Source organism: Streptomyces sp. NPDC026672 (assembly GCF_040638185.1).
Classification (GTDB): Bacteria; Actinomycetota; Actinomycetes; order Streptomycetales; family Streptomycetaceae; genus Streptomyces.
This window is the reverse complement of the sequence record NZ_JBEZXS010000034.1, coordinates 1-17,175: the sequence shown is the minus strand read 5'-3', so window position 1 is coordinate 17,175 and position 17,175 is coordinate 1. Positions and strand designations below refer to the sequence as shown.

The following is a 17,175-nucleotide window of genomic DNA, read 5'->3' as shown; positions in this document are numbered from 1 at the left end:
CTCGGGAAGTGCCCGCGCTGTCTCAGAAGTTGCCGAGGCCCCCGCAGACGTTCAGCGCCTGGGAGGTGATGGAGGCGGCGGCGTCGGACGCCAGGTATCCGACCAGGCCCGCGACCTCGTCGGGCGTCGAGTAGCGGCCGAGCGGGATCTTCGCCTGGAATTTCTGGAGGATGGCGTCCTCGGTGGTGTCGTACGCGGCCGCGTAGCCCTGGCGTACGCGCTGCGCCATCGGCGTTTCGACGTAGCCGGGGCAGACCGCGTTGACGGTGATGCCGGTGGGCGCCAGCTCGTTGCCGAGCGCCTTGGTGAAACCGACCACGCCGTGTTTGGAGGCCGAGTAGGGGGCGCCGAGCACCACGCCCTGCTTGCCCGCGGTGGAGGCGACGCTGATGATCCGGCCGCGGTCCTTGCCGCGCATGCCGCCGGTCGTGAGCACCTCGCGCGTCATCCGGAAGACGCTGTGGAGATTGGTGTCGATGACGTCGTACCAGAGGTCGTCGGTGATCTCTGCGGTGACTCCGCCGCCGGAGCGGCCCGCGTTGTTCACCAGCACGTCGACCGTGCCGAAACGCCCGACCGCCTGGCCCACGAACCGCTTGACGTCGTCCGCGGAGCGGACGTCGCAGGGGGCGCCGTCCACCTCCAGCCCGTCGTCGAGGAGTTCCTTGACCGTACGGGTCACGCTGTCCTCGGTACGGGCGCAGAGGAAGACCCGGTGGCCCTGCCCGGCCAGCAGCCTGGTCACCGCCAGGCCGATGCCGCTGGTCGCGCCCGTGACGAGGGCGACCTTCGGATTGAGCTGCGTCATGTCTGTCTCCTGCGGAAGGAAGGGGAGGCGCGAAAAGAACGAAAAGGTTGAAGGGGGTGAAAGGGGTGAAAGGGTCGAGTGGCGCGGGAAAGTGCCAGGAAGCGCCTGGAAGGAGGTGCGCGCCGCCGGTTCCCGCCGAAGGCATCGACGACGGTGACCGGCGGGAGCCGGCGGCGCGGTCCGGGTCCGGTTCAGCCGATGTCGGCGGTCACCAGCAGGGCGTTGACGTCCTTGATCAGCTCGCGCGGGGTCCTGGTGGCGGTCAGCGCGTCGTCGTCCAGGGTGATGCCGTACTCGCGCTCGATGCGTCCGCCGGTCTCCAGCATCGCCAGGGACTCGTAGCCCAGCGACTCGAAGGCGCTGTCGGCGATGTCCCCGTCGAGATCGGCCGCTTCGTCCGCGCCGGCCCCGTCGCGCAGGATGCGCCTGAGGTCGTCGAGGGTGAACTCGTGGGAGGGCATGGGTGGGTGTCCTTTCGTCGCTGGGAGGGGAGTCGGGTCACGCCGGTCTCAGCGAGCCGACGACCGTCGCCGCCCGCCGGGCCGTGCCTGTGCGGCGGCGCGCACCACGACCGCGGAGTTGAAACCGCCGTGGCCGCGAGCGATCACCAGGGCGCAGCGCACCGTGGCGGTCCGTTCCTGGTCGACGACCAGGTCGAGGTCGTACTCGGGGGAGGGGGAGACGCCGATCGACGGCGGGATCACCCCGTCCCGCATGGCGAGGAACGCGGCGGCCAGGTCCAGGGGCGCCGCTCCCGAGTAGAGCCGCCCGGTCATCGTCTTGGGCGCCGTCACCGGTACCGCGCGGGCTCCGAACACCCCGGTGATCGCCGCCGCCTCGATCCGGTCCAGCTCGGGGATCGCGGCAGCGTCGGCGAACACCACGTCGATGTCGCCGGGCGTGACCCCGGCGTCGGCCAGGGCCAGCTCGACGGCCTTGCGCAGCCCGGCGGGACGCCCGCTGTCCGGCCGGGGGTCGAGCGTGGAACCGTAACCGGCGATCTCGCCGTAGATCCGCTTCGCGCCCCGGGCGCGGGCCTGCTCCAGCTCCTCCAGGACCAGCAGGGCACCGCCCTCGCCGGCCACGTGGCCGTTCGCCGCGGCGTCGAAGGGCAGATAGGCCCGTTCCGGACTGTCGCTGGTGCTCAGCCGGTTGCTCGCCATCTGGGCGACCCAGCCCCAGGGGCAGATCGACGCGTCGACGGCGCCCGACATCACCAGCCGGGTGCCCTTGCGGATCAGCCGCCGCGCCTGGGCGACCGCGTCGAGTCCGCCCGCCTGGTCGCTGACGACCACGCCGCTCGGGCCGCGCATGCCATTGCGGATGGAGATCTGGCCGCTGTTGACGGCGTAGAACCAGGCGAACGACTGGTACGCGCTGACGTACCGGCTGCCCCGGCTCCACAGGGCCTGCAACTCCCGCTGGCCGAACTCGAATCCGCCCGACGAGCTCGCCGTGATCACGCCCATCTCGAACTCGGGCAGCTCCCCGGGGCGCACCGCGGCGTCCTCGAACGCCCAGTCGGCGGCGACCAGGGCCAGCTGGGTCATCCGGTCGGTCTGCGGCAGCAGCCGGCCCGGCAGGTGATCCGCCGCGGTGAACCCCTCGATCTCACCGGCCAGCCGGCTCGGGTACCGGTCGGGGACGAAGCGCGTGATCCGGCCTATGCCGCTGCTGCCCTTGCGGGTCGCCGCCCAATAGGCGTCGGTGCCCAGGCCGTTGGGGGCGACCACCCCCAGCCCGGTGACGGCGACCCGGACGCCGCTCGTGCTCATGCCGCCCTCCGATCGGGACGGGCGAGCACCATGGCGCTCTGGAACCCGCCGAATCCGCTGCCCACGGACAGCACGGCGTCCGTCCGCCAGTCACGTGCGGTGAGCGGCACGTAGTCGAGGTCGCACTCGGGGTCGGGCGTGCGCAGGTTGGCCGTGGGCGGTACGACGTCGTGCTCCATCGCCAGCGCGCTCGCCGCGATCTCGATGGAGCCGATGGCGCCCAGCGAGTGCCCGACCATCGACTTGATGGAGCTGACGGGCACGGCGTACGCGTGCTCGCCCAGGCTGCGCTTGAACGCGGCGGTCTCGTGCCGGTCGTTCTGCTTGGTCCCCGAACCGTGCGCGTTGACGTAGTCGATCCCCTCCGGGGCGAGCCGCGCCTCCGCCAGGGCCACCCGGATCGCCTCGGCCATCTCGCGTCCGTCGGGGCGCAGCCCCGTCATGTGGAAGGCGTTGCTGCGCGTGGCGTACCCGGCGATCTCCGCGTACACATGGGCGCCGCGCCGCCGTGCCGCCGCCAGTTCCTCCAGGACGAACACGGCCGAACCCTCGCCCAGGACGAACCCGTTGCGCGTCCCGTCGAAGGGGCGGGAGGCGTGCTCCGGGTCGTCGTTGCGCGCCGTGGTGGCCTTGATCGCGTCGAAGCAGGCCACGGTGATGGGCGAGATCGGGGCGTCCGCCGCGCCCGCCACCATGACGTCGGCCGATCCCTCGCGGATCAGCTCGGCGGCGTGGCCCACGGCGTCGAGGCCGGAGGTGCAGCCGGTGGAGACCACCGTGGCCGGGCCCTCGGCGCCCACCGCCCAGGCCACCTCGGCGGCGAAGGAGCTGGGCACCAGGTAGTTGTAGAGATGCGGGACCGCGTAGGTGTGGTCGACGAGATCGAGCCGTCCGCTGTCGCTGACGGTCCGGTACTCCTCGTCGAGCCCCATCGTCGCGCCGACCGCGCTGCCGATGGTCACCCCGGTGCGGTGCGGGTCGAGGGAGCCGAACTCGAGGCCGCTGTCCGCCACCGCCTCCCGCGCGGTGACCACCGCGAACTGCGCGGCCCGGTCCATCCGCCGGACCTGCTGCGCGCCGAGACCGAGCAGTTCGGTGTCGAAGTCGACCTCGGCGGCGACCTGCGAGCGGAACGGGGAGGGGTCGAAGAAGCTGATGCGCCGGGTCGCGGTGCGCCCGTCGGACAGCAGGCTCCAGAAGGCCTTGGCGCCGACGCCGCCGGGCGCGGTGACGCCGATGCCGGTGATCACGACCCGCCGGCCGTCCGGGCCGCTCACAGCGCGGTCCAGTGGTAGAAGCGCCGCGCCATGGCGTCGGCGGGGGAGCGCCAGGTGGCGGGGTCGTAGGCGGTGACGAACGGCTTGAGGTCCTGGCTGATGCCGACGAACCGCGGGTCCTCCTTGGCCGCCTCGATCCGCTCGCCGCCGTCCGCGGAGTCGAAGTCCTGGAGGTGGAAGTAGAGGCCCCGGTACGTGAAGAGCTGCCGGCGCCGGGTGCCCATCCGCTGCGGCATCTCCGTGCCGTCGAACGCGCCGAAGAGGCGGGCGACGTCCTCGGTGGAACGGGGCTCCATGCGGGCCACGATCAGTGTGCTGTGCATGAGTCTCTCCTTGTCAGGACTGCTGGATGCGGGACGGGCCGAACCAGCGCTCCAGTGCCATGGGCAGATCGTGGTGGCTGCCCGGCGCGGCCCAGGCCACGTGCCCGTCGGGCCGCACCAGCACCGCCGACGTGTCCGCGAGCGGACCGCCGGCCGCCACGCCGTGCGGCTCCGCGGTCACGAGGTCCACCCGGTCCGACCAGCCGGCCGCACGCTCGCGGAGGACGGCGTTGTCCGCCAGGTCGAGCAGCACGCCCCGCCCGCCGCGCAGCAGTTCGGTGCTGCTGGTCTTGCGCCGGTCGCCGACCAGCTCCAGGTGCGGCATCCGCAGGCCCAGCAGCGGGTGGCGGCCCCGGCCGACGTCGTAGCGGATCTCCAGACCGCTCACCATGCCCGCGAGGTGGCGGCTGACCTCGTTGTAGCGGATGAGCTCCGCCAGCACGTCGCGCAGCGGCTGCACCTCGTCGCCGGTGAGGAAGAGCAGCCCCTGCGCCTTGGTGTTCATCATCAGCCGCTCGCCCACCGCGTGCCGTTCGCCGTGGTAAGTGTCCAGCAGCTCCTCGGGCGCGGTGCCGCGGACCACGGCGGCCAGCTTCCAGCCGAGGTTCACGGCGTCCTGGATGCCGGTGTTCATGCCCTGGCCGCCGGCCGGCAGGTGGATGTGCGCGGCGTCCCCGGCGAGCAGCACCCGGCCCCGCCGGTACTCCGTGGCGAGCCGCGTCGCGTCGCCGAACGCGCTGACCCACTCGTGCTCGGCGTGCGAGATGTCGATGCCGGTGATCCGCTGCCAGGCCGCCGCCACCTCCGCGTACGAGGGCGGTTCGGTGCGCCGGCGGGGCGGCGCGCCGCGCTCGCAGACGATGATGCGGGTGACACCGCGGTCGCCGAGCGGGCCGCACATCACCATGCCGCCGGTGTACGTCTCGCCGATCAGCCGCGGCGTCAGCTCCACGCCCTTGATGTCCGCCAGGTACATCTCCATGGTCGCCGGGGTGCCCGGGAAGTCGAAGCCGGAGGCCCTGCGCACGGTGCTGCGGCCCCCGTCGCACCCCACCAGGTAGGAGGCCGTCAGCCGGCTCTCCTCGCCCCCGGGGCCGCGCACCTCGGCCTCGACGTGGTCGCCGTGGTCGCGCAGGGCGACCAGTTCGTGGCCGCGCCTCAGATCGGTGCCCAGCTCGCGCGCCCAGTTCTCGAGCATCGTCTCGGTGTCCGACTGGGGCACGGTCTTGGCCGCCTGGTGGACGCTGTCGAGGACGCCGAAGTCGACCGGCAGGCCGCCGAAGTGGCCCGCGTTGCTGGTGCCCATGTCGCCGAGGCGGTGCAGCAGCCCGCGCTGGTCGAAGACCTCCATCGTCCGGGTCGTGAAGCCCAGCCCGCGGGACTCGCCGGTGCGCTCCCGCAGCCGGTCCAGCACGATGACGTCGACTCCCGCGAGCCGCAGCTCCCCGGCGAGCATGAGTCCGGTGGGGCCTGCGCCGGCGACGATGACGGAAGCGTCCATGGATGTGTCCTCCGGGGCGTCGGAATGGTCGGTACGACGAAGCGGCGCACCGGAAGAGACTCCGGTGCGCCGCTCGATGCTTTTCCGCGCTGTTGCTTTTCCGTGCCGTTGTCGTGCCCGGTGAATCGGCACAGTGCTGCGGAAGCTAATGAAGACCTTCTTCGGTGTCCCCGCGGATGTCAACGCCCGTTTTTCCGTGCAACCACATGTCTGCGTCAGGACTTTGTCAAGCGTGCTTTTCCGGGCCCGACGAAAAAAAGCTCCACCCGGGGTGATGCACCCCGGGTGGAGCCGTTGACGGCCGTACTCGGCGTCTTTCGCGCCGGCGCCTTCGTCAGGCGCGGGCGCCGAGCGACGTGTGGACGTCCTGCTCGTGGTAATAGGTGCGGCCGCCGGCGGTGCGGCGGCGCCACCGGGCCTGGCTGGCGTGGCGGTAGACGCTGCCCGGCGCGGTGCCCCACAGGGTGGCGATGTCCCGGGCGGTCAGCCAGCGCACCGCCGGTCCGGTGCGCTCCGGCCCCCGCGGGGCGTTCCGCCGCAGCCACTCCTGCCCGGACCAGCGGTGTGCGGGATCGGTGTCGCAGCCGACCTCGACGGCCGGGTCGGTGCCCGCGCCGGCCACCGCGGTCAGTACGCCCCCGCAGCCCGGCACGACGCAGTCGCCGGCCGGGACCCGGCGCCGCTGCGCGGGATCGACGATCCGGTGGGCCCGGCGCACGCACCGCGCCACCTCGTCGGACAGCTCACCGGCGGCCTCGTGCGCGAGGAGCCAGGCGGCGTGGCCCAGTAGGAAGTGCGCGATCCGGGCCGGGGTGTCCGGCGGGGCGCCGACCCCCAGCTCCTGGACCACCAGCGCACCCCAGGACCGCAGGGTCCCGACGATGCCGGAACGGGCCTCGGCGGCCGCCGTGTTGAAGGGCAGACCGGTTGCCGGGCCGCCGCCGGACGTGCGCTCGCGCGGCCGGCCGGCGCCGGTGAGCAGGTGTCCGCACTCGTCGTGCAGACGCGGGAGGCTGCGCAGGTCGTGGGTGAGACGGCGCCGGCAGGCCGGGCAGAGCCGGCTGCCGGCGACGGCCGGCTCCCGGGTGCGGGCGCCGGTCGCGCGGCGCCGGCACCCGGCGCCGTCGCACTCCGTCGGTTCCCAGGTCGTCGTACGGGCGGTCTCTGTGATGTCCGTGAATCCGTAAGTCATTTCCCCCACCGTTTCCAGTGCGGCGAACCTATTCCCGGAATTCACGGACGGACAAGCGAAGACCCGTCGGCTGTCATTCCTCTGTAGCGGGTCTACGGTTTTCCGTACCGACCTGTCCTGGTGATGTCCTCAGATCGCGAAGCGCGCCGCGATGCCGTCGAGGACGGAGTCCAGTCCGGTTTCGAACTGCCATTGCTGATCGTCCTTGCGCTCGGCCTCGCCGATGTACCGCGCGTACCTGGGGAACCGGCCGGTGCTCATGAGCCAGGCCATCTGCGAGGCCAGTCCCGAGCGGGCCTCCTGACGTGTCGACCAGCCGCGGACGCGCAGCATCTGCGTCAGCCCGATCTCCGTGTCGACCGCGCCCTGCACATAGGCGATGAGGGTGCTGTAGGCCGCCATGGCGGTGTCCGCGTCGAGTCCGAGGCCGTCGAGCGCGGTCAGCGCGGCCTCGGGCACGGCCAGCTGGTTCGGGGTCGGCGCGCACCACGTCGCCCGCGTCACCCAGGAGTGCCGCAGCAGGGCCTCCCTTATCCGCAGGGCGACGGACCGCATGGTCACGCGCCAGCCCTCCGTACCGTCGGGCAGCTCCAGCTCCGCGTAGACGAAGTCGACCATCAGCTCCAGGAGTTCGTCCTTGCCCGTGACGTAGCGGTACGCGGCCATGGGTGCGACGCCGAGTTCGGTGGCCAGGCGGCGCATGGTGACCGCGTCGAGCCCCTCGGCGTCGGCGATGCCGACGGCGGCCGCGGCGATCCGCAGGGGGGTGAGGGTGGTCCGGGGAGCGGGTGCCGGCCGCTCCAGGCGCTCCCACACGGAGGCCCGGTCCTTCTCCTCGTCCACTGCCTGTCTCTCGTGCGCGGCCATCGCTTCGGTTCCTTCCGACGAACAGTGCTGTGTACATTGTATCAAGAGTAGACAGCGTACACTCAACTGTGTACGTTGTACGTGAACGATACGGCGTACACATCGCAGGGGGTCCACCATGGCCGACGTGACCGACGACACTCTCCGCACCGCGGTGATCATCGGCAGTACCCGCGACGGGCGGTTCGGTCCGGTCGTCGCCGACTGGATCACCGGACACATCGCCCAGCGCGACGACATGGCGGCCGACGTGATCGACCTCGTCGAGACGCCGCTGCCGACCGTGTTCCCGGCGTTCGGCGAGACTCCCTCCGACGAGATCGTGGCCCAACTGGGCGCGGTGACACCGCGACTGGCCCGGGCCGACGCGTTTGTGGTCGTCACGCCCGAGTACAACCACAGCTTCCCCGCGCCGCTGAAGAACGCCGTCGACTGGCACAACGAGCAGTGGCACGCCAAGCCGATCGGCTTCGTCTCCTACGGCGGCCTCGCGGGCGGCCTGCGCGCCGTCGAACAGCTCCGGGTCGTCTTCGCGGAACTCCACGCGGTCACGATCCGCAACACGGTCAGTTTCCACAACTACGGCGAGATCTTCGGCCCCGACGGCAAGCCGACCGACCCCGGGTGCGACATCGCGGCCAAGGCCATGCTCGACCAGCTCATCTGGTGGGGGCAGGCCCTGCGCGAGGCCAGGCGCGCCCGCCCGTACGCCGTCTGACGTCCCGCCACTCGTGCCCTGGGGGCAGTGATGAACGACCGCCCGACCGCCACTCCCGCGCCCGACCGGCCCGCCCTGCCCCGCCTCGGCGTCCTCGGGCTCATGCTCGGCATCTTCCTGGCGACGCTCGACGGACAGATCGTCGGCACCGCGCTTCCGACCATCGTGGGCGACCTCGGCGGCCTCGACCACTTCTCATGGGCGCTGACGGCGTACCTGCTCACCATGGCCGCGTCCACCCCCGTCTGGGGCAAACTGGGAGACCTCTACGGCCGCAAGGGCGCCTATCTCAACTGCGTGGTGCTCTTCCTCGTCGGGACGGTGCTGTGCGGCCTTGCGCAGAGCATGGGGCAGCTCATCGCCTTCCGTGCCCTTCAGGGCCTCGGCGCGGGCGGTCTGATGGTCGGCGCGCTCTCGGTCATTGCCGTGCTGGTACCCGCTCAGGACCGTGGCCGGCTCCAGTCGATGGTGGGCATCACCCTGCCGATCGCGTTCGTCGGCGGCCCCCTGCTCGGCGGGTTCATCACCGACTACCTGAGCTGGCGCTGGGCGTTCTACGTCAACGTGCCCGTCGGTCTCGTCGCGCTGCTCGCGGTCGCCAGGGGCGTACGGCTGCCCGCCACCCGCGTCACGGGACGGATCGACTACCTCGGCGCGGTCCTGCTCACCACCGGCATCCTGGCCCTCACCCTGCTGGCGGGCTGGGCCGGCACCACCTACGCGTGGACGTCCTGGCAGATCGCCGGACTCGCCGTCCTCGTCGTGCTGGCCCTGGCCTGGTTCGTCCGGGTGGAACGGCGCGCCGCCGAACCGATCACGCCGCCCCGGCTCTTCGCCCACCGGGACTTCACCCTGGCCCAGATCCTCAGCTTCCTGGTCGGCGCCGTGCTCGTCTCCGTCATCAACTACCTCCCGCAGTACATGCAGTTCGTCCAGGGCTCCTCGCCCACCGTCAGCGGTCTGCTCATCCTGCCGCTGATGCTCGGCATGCTGACGTCCCAACTGATCACCGGGCGGCTGATGGACGGCGGCGGCCTGGACCGTGCCGTGCCGCTCACCGGCGGCGCCGTCACCTTCGCCGGGGCGCTGCTGCTGCTCATGCTCGGCACGGACACCCCGCTCGCCCTGGCCTCCGCGCTCACCCTGTTCGTCGGGGCGGGGGTCGGCGCCCTGATGCAGAGCACCCTGCTGACCACCATGAACAGCGCGCCCCCGCAGGACATGGGCGCGGCCACGGGCACGGTCACCCTGGTGCGCACCATCGGCGGCTCCCTCGGGGTCGCCATGCTCGGCGCCGTGCAGAGCAGCCGCATGAGCGACGTGCTGGCCGAGCGGCTCGGCGCCGCCACGGAACAACGGCTGACCGCCGGGGGCGGACTGACGCCCGCTCTGCTCAAGGACATGCCGGCCGGCACGCGCGCCGCCGTCGAGGACGCCGTCAGCAGCGGTCTGCACGGCGTCCTGGTCGGCGCGGCCGTGCTGTCCGCGCTCGCGTTCGGTACGGCGTGGTTCGTCCGCGCGGCTCCGGCCCCGGCCTCGTCGGCCCCCGGGTCCGGGACCGGCGCCGCGAAGGACCTCGCCCCCACCCCTCCCGGGGACTGAGCACGGCCGGCCCCGGCCCGGCTCCCACACCCGCCCAAGCCGCCGACCGCACGGTCGAAATCCCCCGTCGCCGTGCGGTCGGCCTCCACCGAAGGTGAACACCGATGCCCACGAAATCCGTCCAGCGCGTCCGGGACGTCCTGGTCCGCCCGTTCTCCCTGGGCAGCCTCACGCTGCCCAACCGCGTCGTCATGGCCCCGATGACGCGTGAGTTCTCCCCCGGTGGCGTGCCGGGCGACGACGTGGCGCGCTACTACGCCCGGCGGGCGGCCGCCGGCGTCGGCCTGATCATCACCGAGGGCACCTACGTGGGCCACGATTCGGCGGGCAGCAGCGCCCGGGTCCCGCACTTCCACGGCGACGAGGCGCTCGCCGGCTGGTCGGCCGTGGCCGACGCCGTCCACCGCGCGGGCGGCCGGATCATGCCGCAGCTGTGGCACGTCGGCATGGACCGCACCGCGGGCAGCCCGCCGGTCCCCGACGCCCCGCGGATCGGCCCCTCCGGGATCGCCCCGGACGGCACCAGGTCCGGCCGGGAGATGACCCGGGCGGACATCGACGACGTGGTCGCCGCCTACGCGGCCTCCGCGGCCTCCGCCGAGGCGCTGGGCTTCGACGGGGTGGAGATCCACGGCGGCCACGGCTATCTGATCGACCAGTTCCTGTGGCCCCGCACCAACCGGCGCACCGACGCCTACGGCGGCGACATCACCGGCCGCACCCGCTTCGCCGCCCAAGTCGTCGCCGCCTGCCGGCAGAGCGTCTCCGCCGACTTCCCGATCTCCTTCCGCTTCTCCCAGTGGAAGGTGAGCCACTACGACGCGCGGATCGTCGAGACGCCGCAGGAACTGCAGACCATGCTCGGGTTGTTGTCCGAGGCGGGCGCCGACGCCTTCCACTGCTCCACCCGCCGCTTCCACCTCCCGGAGTTCGAGGGGTCCGACCTCAACCTGGCGGGCTGGGCGAAGAAGCTCTCCGGCAGACCCACCATCAGCGTCGGCTCGGTCGGCCTCAGCAACGAGTTCCTCCAGGCGCTGTACCAGGGCGAGCGGGCCACAGTCACCGACATAGGCGAACTGCTCGACCGCATGGAGCGCGACGAGTTCGACCTCGTGGCGGTCGGCCGGGCGCTGCTCGGCGATCCCGAGTGGCTGGAGAAGGTCCTCGCGGGCCGCGTCGACGAACTCACCCCCTTCCACGTGAGCCTCGTCGGCAACCTCCACTGAGCCGTCTGTCCGCGCACGAGTCGGTCCTTGGTGCGGGAGGCCGCCGGAGGGATCGTGGGCCGAGGGCGCCCGGGGCCGCTTCTGGCGAGGTGTGCTGTGCTCCGAACGGTGTGGCCAGGCACGATCTCGTCCGGTTTGGCCACGGCGCCTTTCCGGATCTCGCACCTTTCGTCTCTGGATCTCGCACCTGCCGTCCCGGGCCGGACGAGCGTGGTCGGCTGAGGCACATAAGACGGGTCTCGTCAGCGCAGGCCGCCGACCGAGCACCGGCCGGGGGAGCGCTGGAGCGGGCTCCCGGAGAGCAGCCGGCCACCGGGCAGTACCGCACAGGCCCCGATGCTCAGCAGCCCGCCGACAAGGAAGATGCCTCGCACCCCGGCGAGCGGCAGGACGAGTGCCCCGAGGGCGGCGCCGGCCGCGATACCGGCGTTGTAGGCACTGGAGTTGGGTGTGGGTGTGGGTGTGGGTGTGGGTGTGGTGTTTGTGTGGTGTGGTGTGGTATGTGGTTCTGGGTGGTTGTGAGTACTGGTCCGGGCGTAGCGCCCGTCAGGGCCAGGGACGTCACCGCCGCGCCTGGATGGGTGCTGACCGGGTGCAGGCTGAGCATGCCCACCGCCTGTGTGCCTACGGCCTGTGTGGTTATGGTGGTGGGCAGTGCGGACTCCGAGAAGCGGTTCAGCAACGCTCCGGTGGTGTTCATCCCGGTCAGGCAGGTGGCTCCGAAAATCACGAGCGGGGTACTGGCCGTGCTGGGGGGAACCTGCTGACGTTGCCCGGGAACTTTACGATGTAGGTGTGTCCCGCGAACGTCCCGGTGGTGGACTGGGCCCCGGCCGCTAGGTGTGCAGCTGACGGACGCCTATGACAGGGGGTCCTGGGCCTTCTGTCGTAGGCGTTCGTATGGGGTCTGGCCGGCGAGGGCACCGTGGGGGCGATGGTAGTTGTAGTAGTCCTCCCACTCCTGCAGTTTGCTGTTGAAGAGGTTGACGTCGTCGATGACCTGGCCTTCCAGGAGGCGATAGAACTCTTCGGAGTCGATGCGGTGGGATCGCTCGACTTTGCCGTTCAGCCGCGGGGTTCGGGGCTTGATCCGAACGTGCCCGATGCCCTTGTCGAGCAGGTGCCAGTGGAAGGCCTGGCCGAACTCCTGGCCGTTGTCGGTCTGGACCTGCTCGACCATGAACGGGAGCTTGGCCAGGACGTAGTCGATGAACTGGATCGCGGTCTTCTGGTCATTGCGGGGACAGGCGCGCAGCACCCTCAGGCGGGTGCAGTCGTCGATGGCGGTGTACTGGTAGTAGCGCTTCTTTCGACCGCTCTGGCCGAGCGGCTCGATGAACTTCACGTCGACCTGCAGCTGGTGACCGGGGCGCTGCTTCTCATAGCGCTTCCAGCGGATGGAGCGGCGCTTGTAGCGCTGCGAGGCCGGCAGCCGGTTCAGGCCCACCTTCTTCAAGATCCGCCAGACGCCGGACGTGCTGATCGCCACGTCGTGGTACCGCTGCAGATACATTGCGATCTTCGCCGGGCCGAAGTGGTACTGCCGGCGCAGCCAGAGAATCTTCTCCACCACGTCGCCCGCGGTGGCATGCGGCGTGTGGTGCGGGGCGCTGGAGCGGTCCTTCAGTCCGTCCAGGCCCTCGGCTTCGTAGCGTCGACGCCAGGTGTAGAAGCATTGGCGGCTGATGCCGTAGGAGCGGCAGGTCGCGGCGATGTTGCCGCTCACCTCCTCCGCGTGACGCAGCACAGCGAGCCGGTGCCGGGCGCGTCTTGCGAGCTCGCGTTCAGTCATGGCGGTCTCCTAGAGACTGGAGACCCACCTGTCAATAACGTCCGTCAGTTTTACTGATCGTTTCAGAATGAGTTGAGCTGTGGGTCTTGCGCTCGGCAATCTTGGTCGCCAGGGTGTCCGGAGTGCGTGTTGATCTTGTTCCTGACGACCTGTGGGAGCGGGTGGCTGGGCTGTTGCCCCCTGCTCCCGAGCGGCGCTGTCGCCATCCGGGGCGGTTGCGTGTTCCCGACCGAACGGCGCTTGCTGGCGTCATGTATGTGCTGCGGACCGGTGTCGCCTGGCGTGACGTTCCCGCAGAGAGTGTGGGCTGCTCCGGTGTGACGGCCTGGCGCCGGCTGCGGGACTGGACCGAGGCCGGTGTCTGGCCCCGCCTGCATGCCACCCTGCTGGGCGAGCTGCGCCGCGCCGACCTGCTGGACTTGGACGACTGCGCCGTGGACGGCTCGCACATCCGGGCTCTCAAAGGGGGGATCACGTCGGTCCCTCACCGGTCGACCGGGCCCGCCCCGGCTCCAAGCACCACCTCATCGTCGACCGGCACGGAACCCCGCTCGCAGTCACGCTCACTGGCGGCAACCGGCACGACGTCACCCAGCTTTCTGCCCCTGCTGAACGCGGTTCCCCCGATCCGGGGCCTTCGGGGACGCCCTCGGCGCAAGCCCCGGCGACTGTACGCCGACCGGGGCTATGACTTCGACAAGTACCGCCGCCTGCTGTGGAAACGCAGCATCAAACCCGTGATCGCCCGACGCGGTGCCGCCCACGGCTCCGGACTGGGCAAAGTCCGCTGGGTCGTCGAGCGCGCCTTGTGCGCCACGAGGCGCTTTGTTTGTATCCCCGGTTCAACCGGGAGGAAATCGGAAGGAGGTTCCTGGGCCCGATGACTTACCTGGATCCGAAAGGTGAAGGGGACAAAAGCATGTCAGAAAACCAGTGACCGGGCCCAGTTGTCAGGGACGGGGTACTGGGTGGCCCGTGCGATATGGCGAAGACTGGATTGTTTGAAGCCCAATCTCCAGAAGATGCAAGTTCCCATCCGTCGGAAAGACAACTGAAACCGGCGCCGCGCTCTGCTCAGGCTTCGCATGGTGTGGCCGGAGCAACTTCCGGAGCGTGGAGCGATGCCCAGCGAGGGCATTCAAGGAGATGAGTGGGACGCCTGTGTCGCGCTAGAACGTACAGACAGAGACGAACGTGGGATCGCCTACGGGATGCGAGTCCTAGGGCGACGGAGGCCTCGTAGTAGTCGCCGGATTAACGCCCGGCCGGGGAGGACGGGAAAGCCGTCTGCAGGGCGAAGGGGGCCAGGTGATTCGGACACCTCGAAACCCGGGAGGTATGCGAAATGCAGAGCGCCGCAACGGTGCTGGGTGTCCTGCGTGAACGCGGCAGGCGCAACCTGCCGTGCGATGAACTGTATCGGCAGCTGTTCAACCCGCAGTTGTATCTGCTGGCCTACGGACGTATCTACGCCAACCATGGCGCGATGACGCCCGGGGTCACGGCGGAAACCGTGGACGGCATGTCCCAGCGGAAGATCAGCCGGATCATCGAGGCGATGCGCAACGAGCGTTATCGGTTCCGTCCGGTGCGACGCATTCATATCCCGAAGAAGAACGGGAAGATGCGTCCGCTGGGGCTGCCGACCTGGTCGGACAAGCTCGTTGGTGAAGTGGTCCGTCTGTTATTGGAGGCGTATTACGAGCCGACGTTCTCCGACCGCTCGCATGGCTTCCGTCCCCGCCGAGGTTGCCATACCGCATTGCGGGAGGTGGACCACACCTGGACCGGGACATCCTGGTTCATCGAAGGGGACATCGCCGACTGCTTCGGCAGCCTGGACCACCAGGTCCTGCTGTCGATCCTCGGCGAGAAGATCCATGACCAGCGGTTTCTGCGGCTGGTGCGCAACATGCTCAAGGCCGGATACCTGGAGGACTGGAGGTGGGGTGCCACGCTCTCCGGAGCACCCCAAGGCGGGGTGGCCTCCCCCATCCTGTCCAACATCTACCTGCACAGTCTGGATGAGTTCGTCGAGACGGTTCTGATCCCGGAGTACACCCGAGGAGATCGCCGGGCCCGCAACCCGGCCTATCTGGAGCTGCAGAATCTGCTGGCGAAAGCCCGCCGGCGCGGCGACCGGGCCCAGGCCCGCATGCTGCGTCAGCGGATGGTCAGCCTGCCGAGCTCGGATCCGAACGATCCGGAATATCGGAGACTGCGCTATATCCGCTACGCGGACGATCATCTCCTGGGTTTTGCCGGACCGAAATCCGAGGCCGAGCAGATCAAGCAGCGCCTGGCCCAGTTCCTGCGTGATGAACTCAAGCTCGAACTGTCCCCGGACAAAACGCTGATCACTCATGCCCGCACCGGGGCAGCGCGGTTTCTCGGTTACGAGATCACGACCCAGCACAACGACACGAAGAAGACCGGCCGTTACCGGCGCATCAACGGCCAGATCGCACTCCGTGTCCCCCGGGACGTGATCAAAGCCAAGTGCACCCCGTATCTTGCCCGCGGAAAACCCGCGAAGAGAAAGGCCCTGATCAACAGCAGTGATCATGCGATCGTTGCGACGTTCGGGGCCGTCTACCGGGGCATCGCCCAGCACTACCTGCTCGCCGGAGATGCCTTCCGGCTGCATCGGCTGTAATGGGTCATGGAAACGTCCATGCTCAAGACTCTTGCGGCCAAGCACCGTTCATCAGTGCCGAAGATGGCCGCCAAGCACAAGGCCCGAATCGACACTCCCAGCGGGCCCCGAGTCTGTTTCGAGGCCCGCATCGAACGGAAGAACAGGAAACCACTGGTGGCGCGGTTCGGTGGAATTCCACTCCAGCGGCAGCGGACGGCAGAAATCGCCGACCGTGAGCCGGTCCGGGTGGACTATCCGCAGAAGGAACTCATCGCGAGGCTCTTGGCGGACACCTGCGAGATCTGCGGAGGCAAGGGCAACGTGCAAGTGCACCACGTCCGCGCTCTCGCCGACCTCGCGCATGCCGGATGGCAGCCCTCCGACTGGGCGCGCGTCATGCTGCAACGGCGTCGCAAAACCGTCGTGGCCTGCGACACCTGTCATGACCGAATCCACTCAAAAGGCCTGCCAAAACAGACACGCAGTAGTCACTGGAGAGCCGGATGACCGGGAAACCGTCATGTCCGGTTCGGCGGGAGGCCGCGCGGAACAGGACCTGCCACGGCGGGCACCTCACCGCGCGGCCGACCCAACCGCCTGGCTTCACCAGTTCAAACGACTCCGCATCCGCTACGAAAGACGTGCTGACCTCCATCAGGGCCTACTCGAACTGGCCTGCAGCCTCATATGCCTCCGCCGCCTACGGACCTCGTTGTGAAACGATCGGTCAGTCGCCCAGGACCCGCTCCCACAGCAGCCCGTCCCGCCAGCTCCCGTCGAGAAAGATCGACGAGTGCGCGACGCCGTACGGGTTGAACCCGTTGCGGCGCAGCACCCGTTGCGACGGCAGATTCTCCAGATTGGTGGACGCCTCAGCGCGGTGCAACCCGAGTTCGTCCGTCATCACCCGGAGTACAAGCCCGACGGCGCGCCCGGCATGCCCTTGATTCTGGGCGACGCTGGCGATCCAGTAACCGACGGAACCGCGGCGAAGGTGAGGCTGCGGCAGGATGCCTCCGACCGTGACCTGCCCGATCACCTGGTCGTCGGCGAGTACCACGCCCGGCCAGACCATGCCGGCCCGGTACCCAGCCAGCAGCCTGTCGATCCGCTCCGCCTGGCCCTTCGGGGTGAAGAAGTCGGCCGGCTGGGCCGGTTCCCACGGGCGGAAAGCCTCGAAGTCCCGCACCCGATGCGCGGCTATCGGGGCGGCATCGGCGGGCTCGATCAGGCGGATCCTGGTGCTGTTGTACATGGGCTGATCCTCGTGGCGGTGCGTCGGATGAGACCTGCCAACCTATGCGAGCCGCAGGAGCCAACACTTCTGGCCAAGCGCTTCATTCTGAAACGATCAGTTAGAGCTAGGGTCCGTCTTCAAAGATCGTTCGGGTGGTAGATGATGGTGTTGTGGTACGCCGTCATGAACTCACTGACCAGGAGTGGGAGTTACTCGCTC

At 69.7% G+C, this 17,175-nt stretch carries 15 protein-coding genes and 2 pseudogenes; 6 read left to right on the top strand and 11 right to left on the bottom strand.

Features of this window, described 5'->3' with window-relative positions:
* Positions 1-22: 22 nt before the first annotated feature.
* From fabG to AB0F77_RS31575, 8 genes are all read right to left on the bottom strand, one after another.
* Positions 23-808: a 3-oxoacyl-ACP reductase FabG gene (gene fabG, locus AB0F77_RS31610; RefSeq protein WP_361955096.1), complete on the bottom strand. Its 786-nt coding sequence runs from the start codon at positions 806-808 to the stop codon at positions 23-25.
* A gap of 191 nt (positions 809-999) precedes the next feature.
* Entirely contained in the window at positions 1,000-1,269 is a 270-nt protein-coding gene (locus AB0F77_RS31605; RefSeq protein WP_361955095.1) for an acyl carrier protein, read from the bottom strand.
* Positions 1,270-1,317: 48 nt separating this feature from the next.
* On the bottom strand, positions 1,318-2,583 hold the full coding sequence (locus tag AB0F77_RS31600; RefSeq protein WP_361955094.1) for a ketosynthase chain-length factor: 1,266 nt from the start codon (positions 2,581-2,583) through the stop codon (positions 1,318-1,320).
* Entirely contained in the window at positions 2,580-3,860 is a 1,281-nt protein-coding gene (locus tag AB0F77_RS31595) for a beta-ketoacyl-[acyl-carrier-protein] synthase family protein (RefSeq protein ID WP_361955093.1), read from the bottom strand. Before AB0F77_RS31595 ends, AB0F77_RS31600 begins: the two co-directional genes overlap by 4 nt.
* Positions 3,857-4,183: a TcmI family type II polyketide cyclase gene (locus AB0F77_RS31590; RefSeq protein WP_361955092.1), complete on the bottom strand. Its 327-nt coding sequence runs from the start codon at positions 4,181-4,183 to the stop codon at positions 3,857-3,859. Before AB0F77_RS31590 ends, AB0F77_RS31595 begins: the two co-directional genes overlap by 4 nt.
* 13 nt (positions 4,184-4,196) lie before the next feature.
* Positions 4,197-5,684, bottom strand: a complete 1,488-nt coding sequence (locus tag AB0F77_RS31585) for an FAD-dependent monooxygenase (protein ID WP_361955091.1) — start codon at positions 5,682-5,684, stop codon at positions 4,197-4,199.
* A gap of 334 nt (positions 5,685-6,018) precedes the next feature.
* Entirely contained in the window at positions 6,019-6,876 is an 858-nt protein-coding gene (locus AB0F77_RS31580) for a hypothetical protein (protein WP_361955090.1), read from the bottom strand.
* A 129-nt stretch (positions 6,877-7,005) separates the two neighbouring features.
* Positions 7,006-7,743: a TetR/AcrR family transcriptional regulator gene (locus AB0F77_RS31575; protein ID WP_361955089.1), complete on the bottom strand. Its 738-nt coding sequence runs from the start codon at positions 7,741-7,743 to the stop codon at positions 7,006-7,008.
* 118 nt (positions 7,744-7,861) lie between these two features.
* Between AB0F77_RS31575 and AB0F77_RS31570 the strand changes: the two genes are divergently transcribed.
* The 3 genes from AB0F77_RS31570 to AB0F77_RS31560 all read left to right on the top strand — a co-directional run bounded on the left by AB0F77_RS31570 (position 7,862) and on the right by AB0F77_RS31560 (position 11,289).
* Positions 7,862-8,461, top strand: a complete 600-nt coding sequence (locus AB0F77_RS31570) for an NAD(P)H-dependent oxidoreductase (RefSeq protein WP_361955088.1) — start codon at positions 7,862-7,864, stop codon at positions 8,459-8,461.
* A gap of 30 nt (positions 8,462-8,491) precedes the next feature.
* Positions 8,492-10,063 (top strand): MDR family MFS transporter, encoded by a 1,572-nt coding sequence (locus AB0F77_RS31565; RefSeq protein ID WP_361955087.1) that lies wholly within the window; start codon positions 8,492-8,494, stop codon positions 10,061-10,063.
* A 104-nt stretch (positions 10,064-10,167) separates the two neighbouring features.
* Positions 10,168-11,289: an NADH:flavin oxidoreductase gene (locus AB0F77_RS31560; protein ID WP_361955086.1), complete on the top strand. Its 1,122-nt coding sequence runs from the start codon at positions 10,168-10,170 to the stop codon at positions 11,287-11,289.
* Between the two features lie 242 nt (positions 11,290-11,531).
* Here AB0F77_RS31560 and AB0F77_RS31555 read toward each other — a convergent pair whose 3' ends face one another.
* Together AB0F77_RS31555 and AB0F77_RS31550 are read right to left on the bottom strand one after the other, a co-directional pair.
* Positions 11,532-11,663, bottom strand: a complete 132-nt coding sequence (locus AB0F77_RS31555) for a hypothetical protein (RefSeq protein WP_361955085.1) — start codon at positions 11,661-11,663, stop codon at positions 11,532-11,534.
* 485 nt (positions 11,664-12,148) lie between these two features.
* Positions 12,149-13,081 carry an IS481 family transposase gene (locus AB0F77_RS31550; protein ID WP_361955084.1) on the bottom strand — a complete coding sequence of 311 codons (933 nt, stop codon included), beginning with the start codon at positions 13,079-13,081 and terminating at the stop codon, positions 12,149-12,151.
* Positions 13,082-13,194: 113 nt separating this feature from the next.
* Between AB0F77_RS31550 and AB0F77_RS31545 the strand changes: the two genes are divergently transcribed.
* The 3 genes and pseudogenes from AB0F77_RS31545 to AB0F77_RS31535 form a co-directional block, all read left to right on the top strand.
* Positions 13,195-13,965: an IS5 family transposase gene (locus AB0F77_RS31545; protein WP_358079612.1), complete on the top strand. Its 771-nt coding sequence runs from the start codon at positions 13,195-13,197 to the stop codon at positions 13,963-13,965.
* A 461-nt stretch (positions 13,966-14,426) separates the two neighbouring features.
* Positions 14,427-16,207: pseudogene (locus AB0F77_RS31540) on the top strand (reverse transcriptase domain-containing protein).
* A 107-nt stretch (positions 16,208-16,314) separates the two neighbouring features.
* Positions 16,315-16,437: pseudogene (locus tag AB0F77_RS31535) on the top strand (IS5/IS1182 family transposase); the annotation flags it as partial.
* Between the two features lie 9 nt (positions 16,438-16,446).
* On the opposite strand, the gene AB0F77_RS31530 reads toward AB0F77_RS31535, so the two are convergent.
* Complete coding sequence (locus AB0F77_RS31530) at positions 16,447-16,974, bottom strand: GNAT family protein (RefSeq protein ID WP_358079606.1); 528 nt, start codon at positions 16,972-16,974, stop codon at positions 16,447-16,449.
* Positions 16,975-17,175: the final 201 nt, after the last annotated feature.

What these genes read in the sequence shown, in the direction of transcription:
- AB0F77_RS31570 (WP_361955088.1), top strand. Translation starts at nt 7,862, where the DNA reads ATGGCCGACGTGACCGACGACACTCTCCGCACCGCGGTGATCATCGGC.
- AB0F77_RS31580 (WP_361955090.1), bottom strand. Translation starts at nt 6,876, where the DNA reads ATGACTTACGGATTCACGGACATCACAGAGACCGCCCGTACGACGACC.
- AB0F77_RS31575 (WP_361955089.1), bottom strand. Translation starts at nt 7,743, where the DNA reads ATGGCCGCGCACGAGAGACAGGCAGTGGACGAGGAGAAGGACCGGGCC.
- AB0F77_RS31600 (WP_361955094.1), bottom strand. Translation starts at nt 2,583, where the DNA reads ATGAGCACGAGCGGCGTCCGGGTCGCCGTCACCGGGCTGGGGGTGGTC.
- AB0F77_RS31550 (WP_361955084.1), bottom strand. Translation starts at nt 13,081, where the DNA reads ATGACTGAACGCGAGCTCGCAAGACGCGCCCGGCACCGGCTCGCTGTG.
- AB0F77_RS31605 (WP_361955095.1), bottom strand. Translation starts at nt 1,269, where the DNA reads ATGCCCTCCCACGAGTTCACCCTCGACGACCTCAGGCGCATCCTGCGC.
- fabG (WP_361955096.1), bottom strand. Translation starts at nt 808, where the DNA reads ATGACGCAGCTCAATCCGAAGGTCGCCCTCGTCACGGGCGCGACCAGC.
- AB0F77_RS31565 (WP_361955087.1), top strand. Translation starts at nt 8,492, where the DNA reads ATGAACGACCGCCCGACCGCCACTCCCGCGCCCGACCGGCCCGCCCTG.
- AB0F77_RS31530 (WP_358079606.1), bottom strand. Translation starts at nt 16,974, where the DNA reads ATGTACAACAGCACCAGGATCCGCCTGATCGAGCCCGCCGATGCCGCC.
- AB0F77_RS31560 (WP_361955086.1), top strand. Translation starts at nt 10,168, where the DNA reads ATGCCCACGAAATCCGTCCAGCGCGTCCGGGACGTCCTGGTCCGCCCG.
- AB0F77_RS31585 (WP_361955091.1), bottom strand. Translation starts at nt 5,684, where the DNA reads ATGGACGCTTCCGTCATCGTCGCCGGCGCAGGCCCCACCGGACTCATG.
- AB0F77_RS31590 (WP_361955092.1), bottom strand. Translation starts at nt 4,183, where the DNA reads ATGCACAGCACACTGATCGTGGCCCGCATGGAGCCCCGTTCCACCGAG.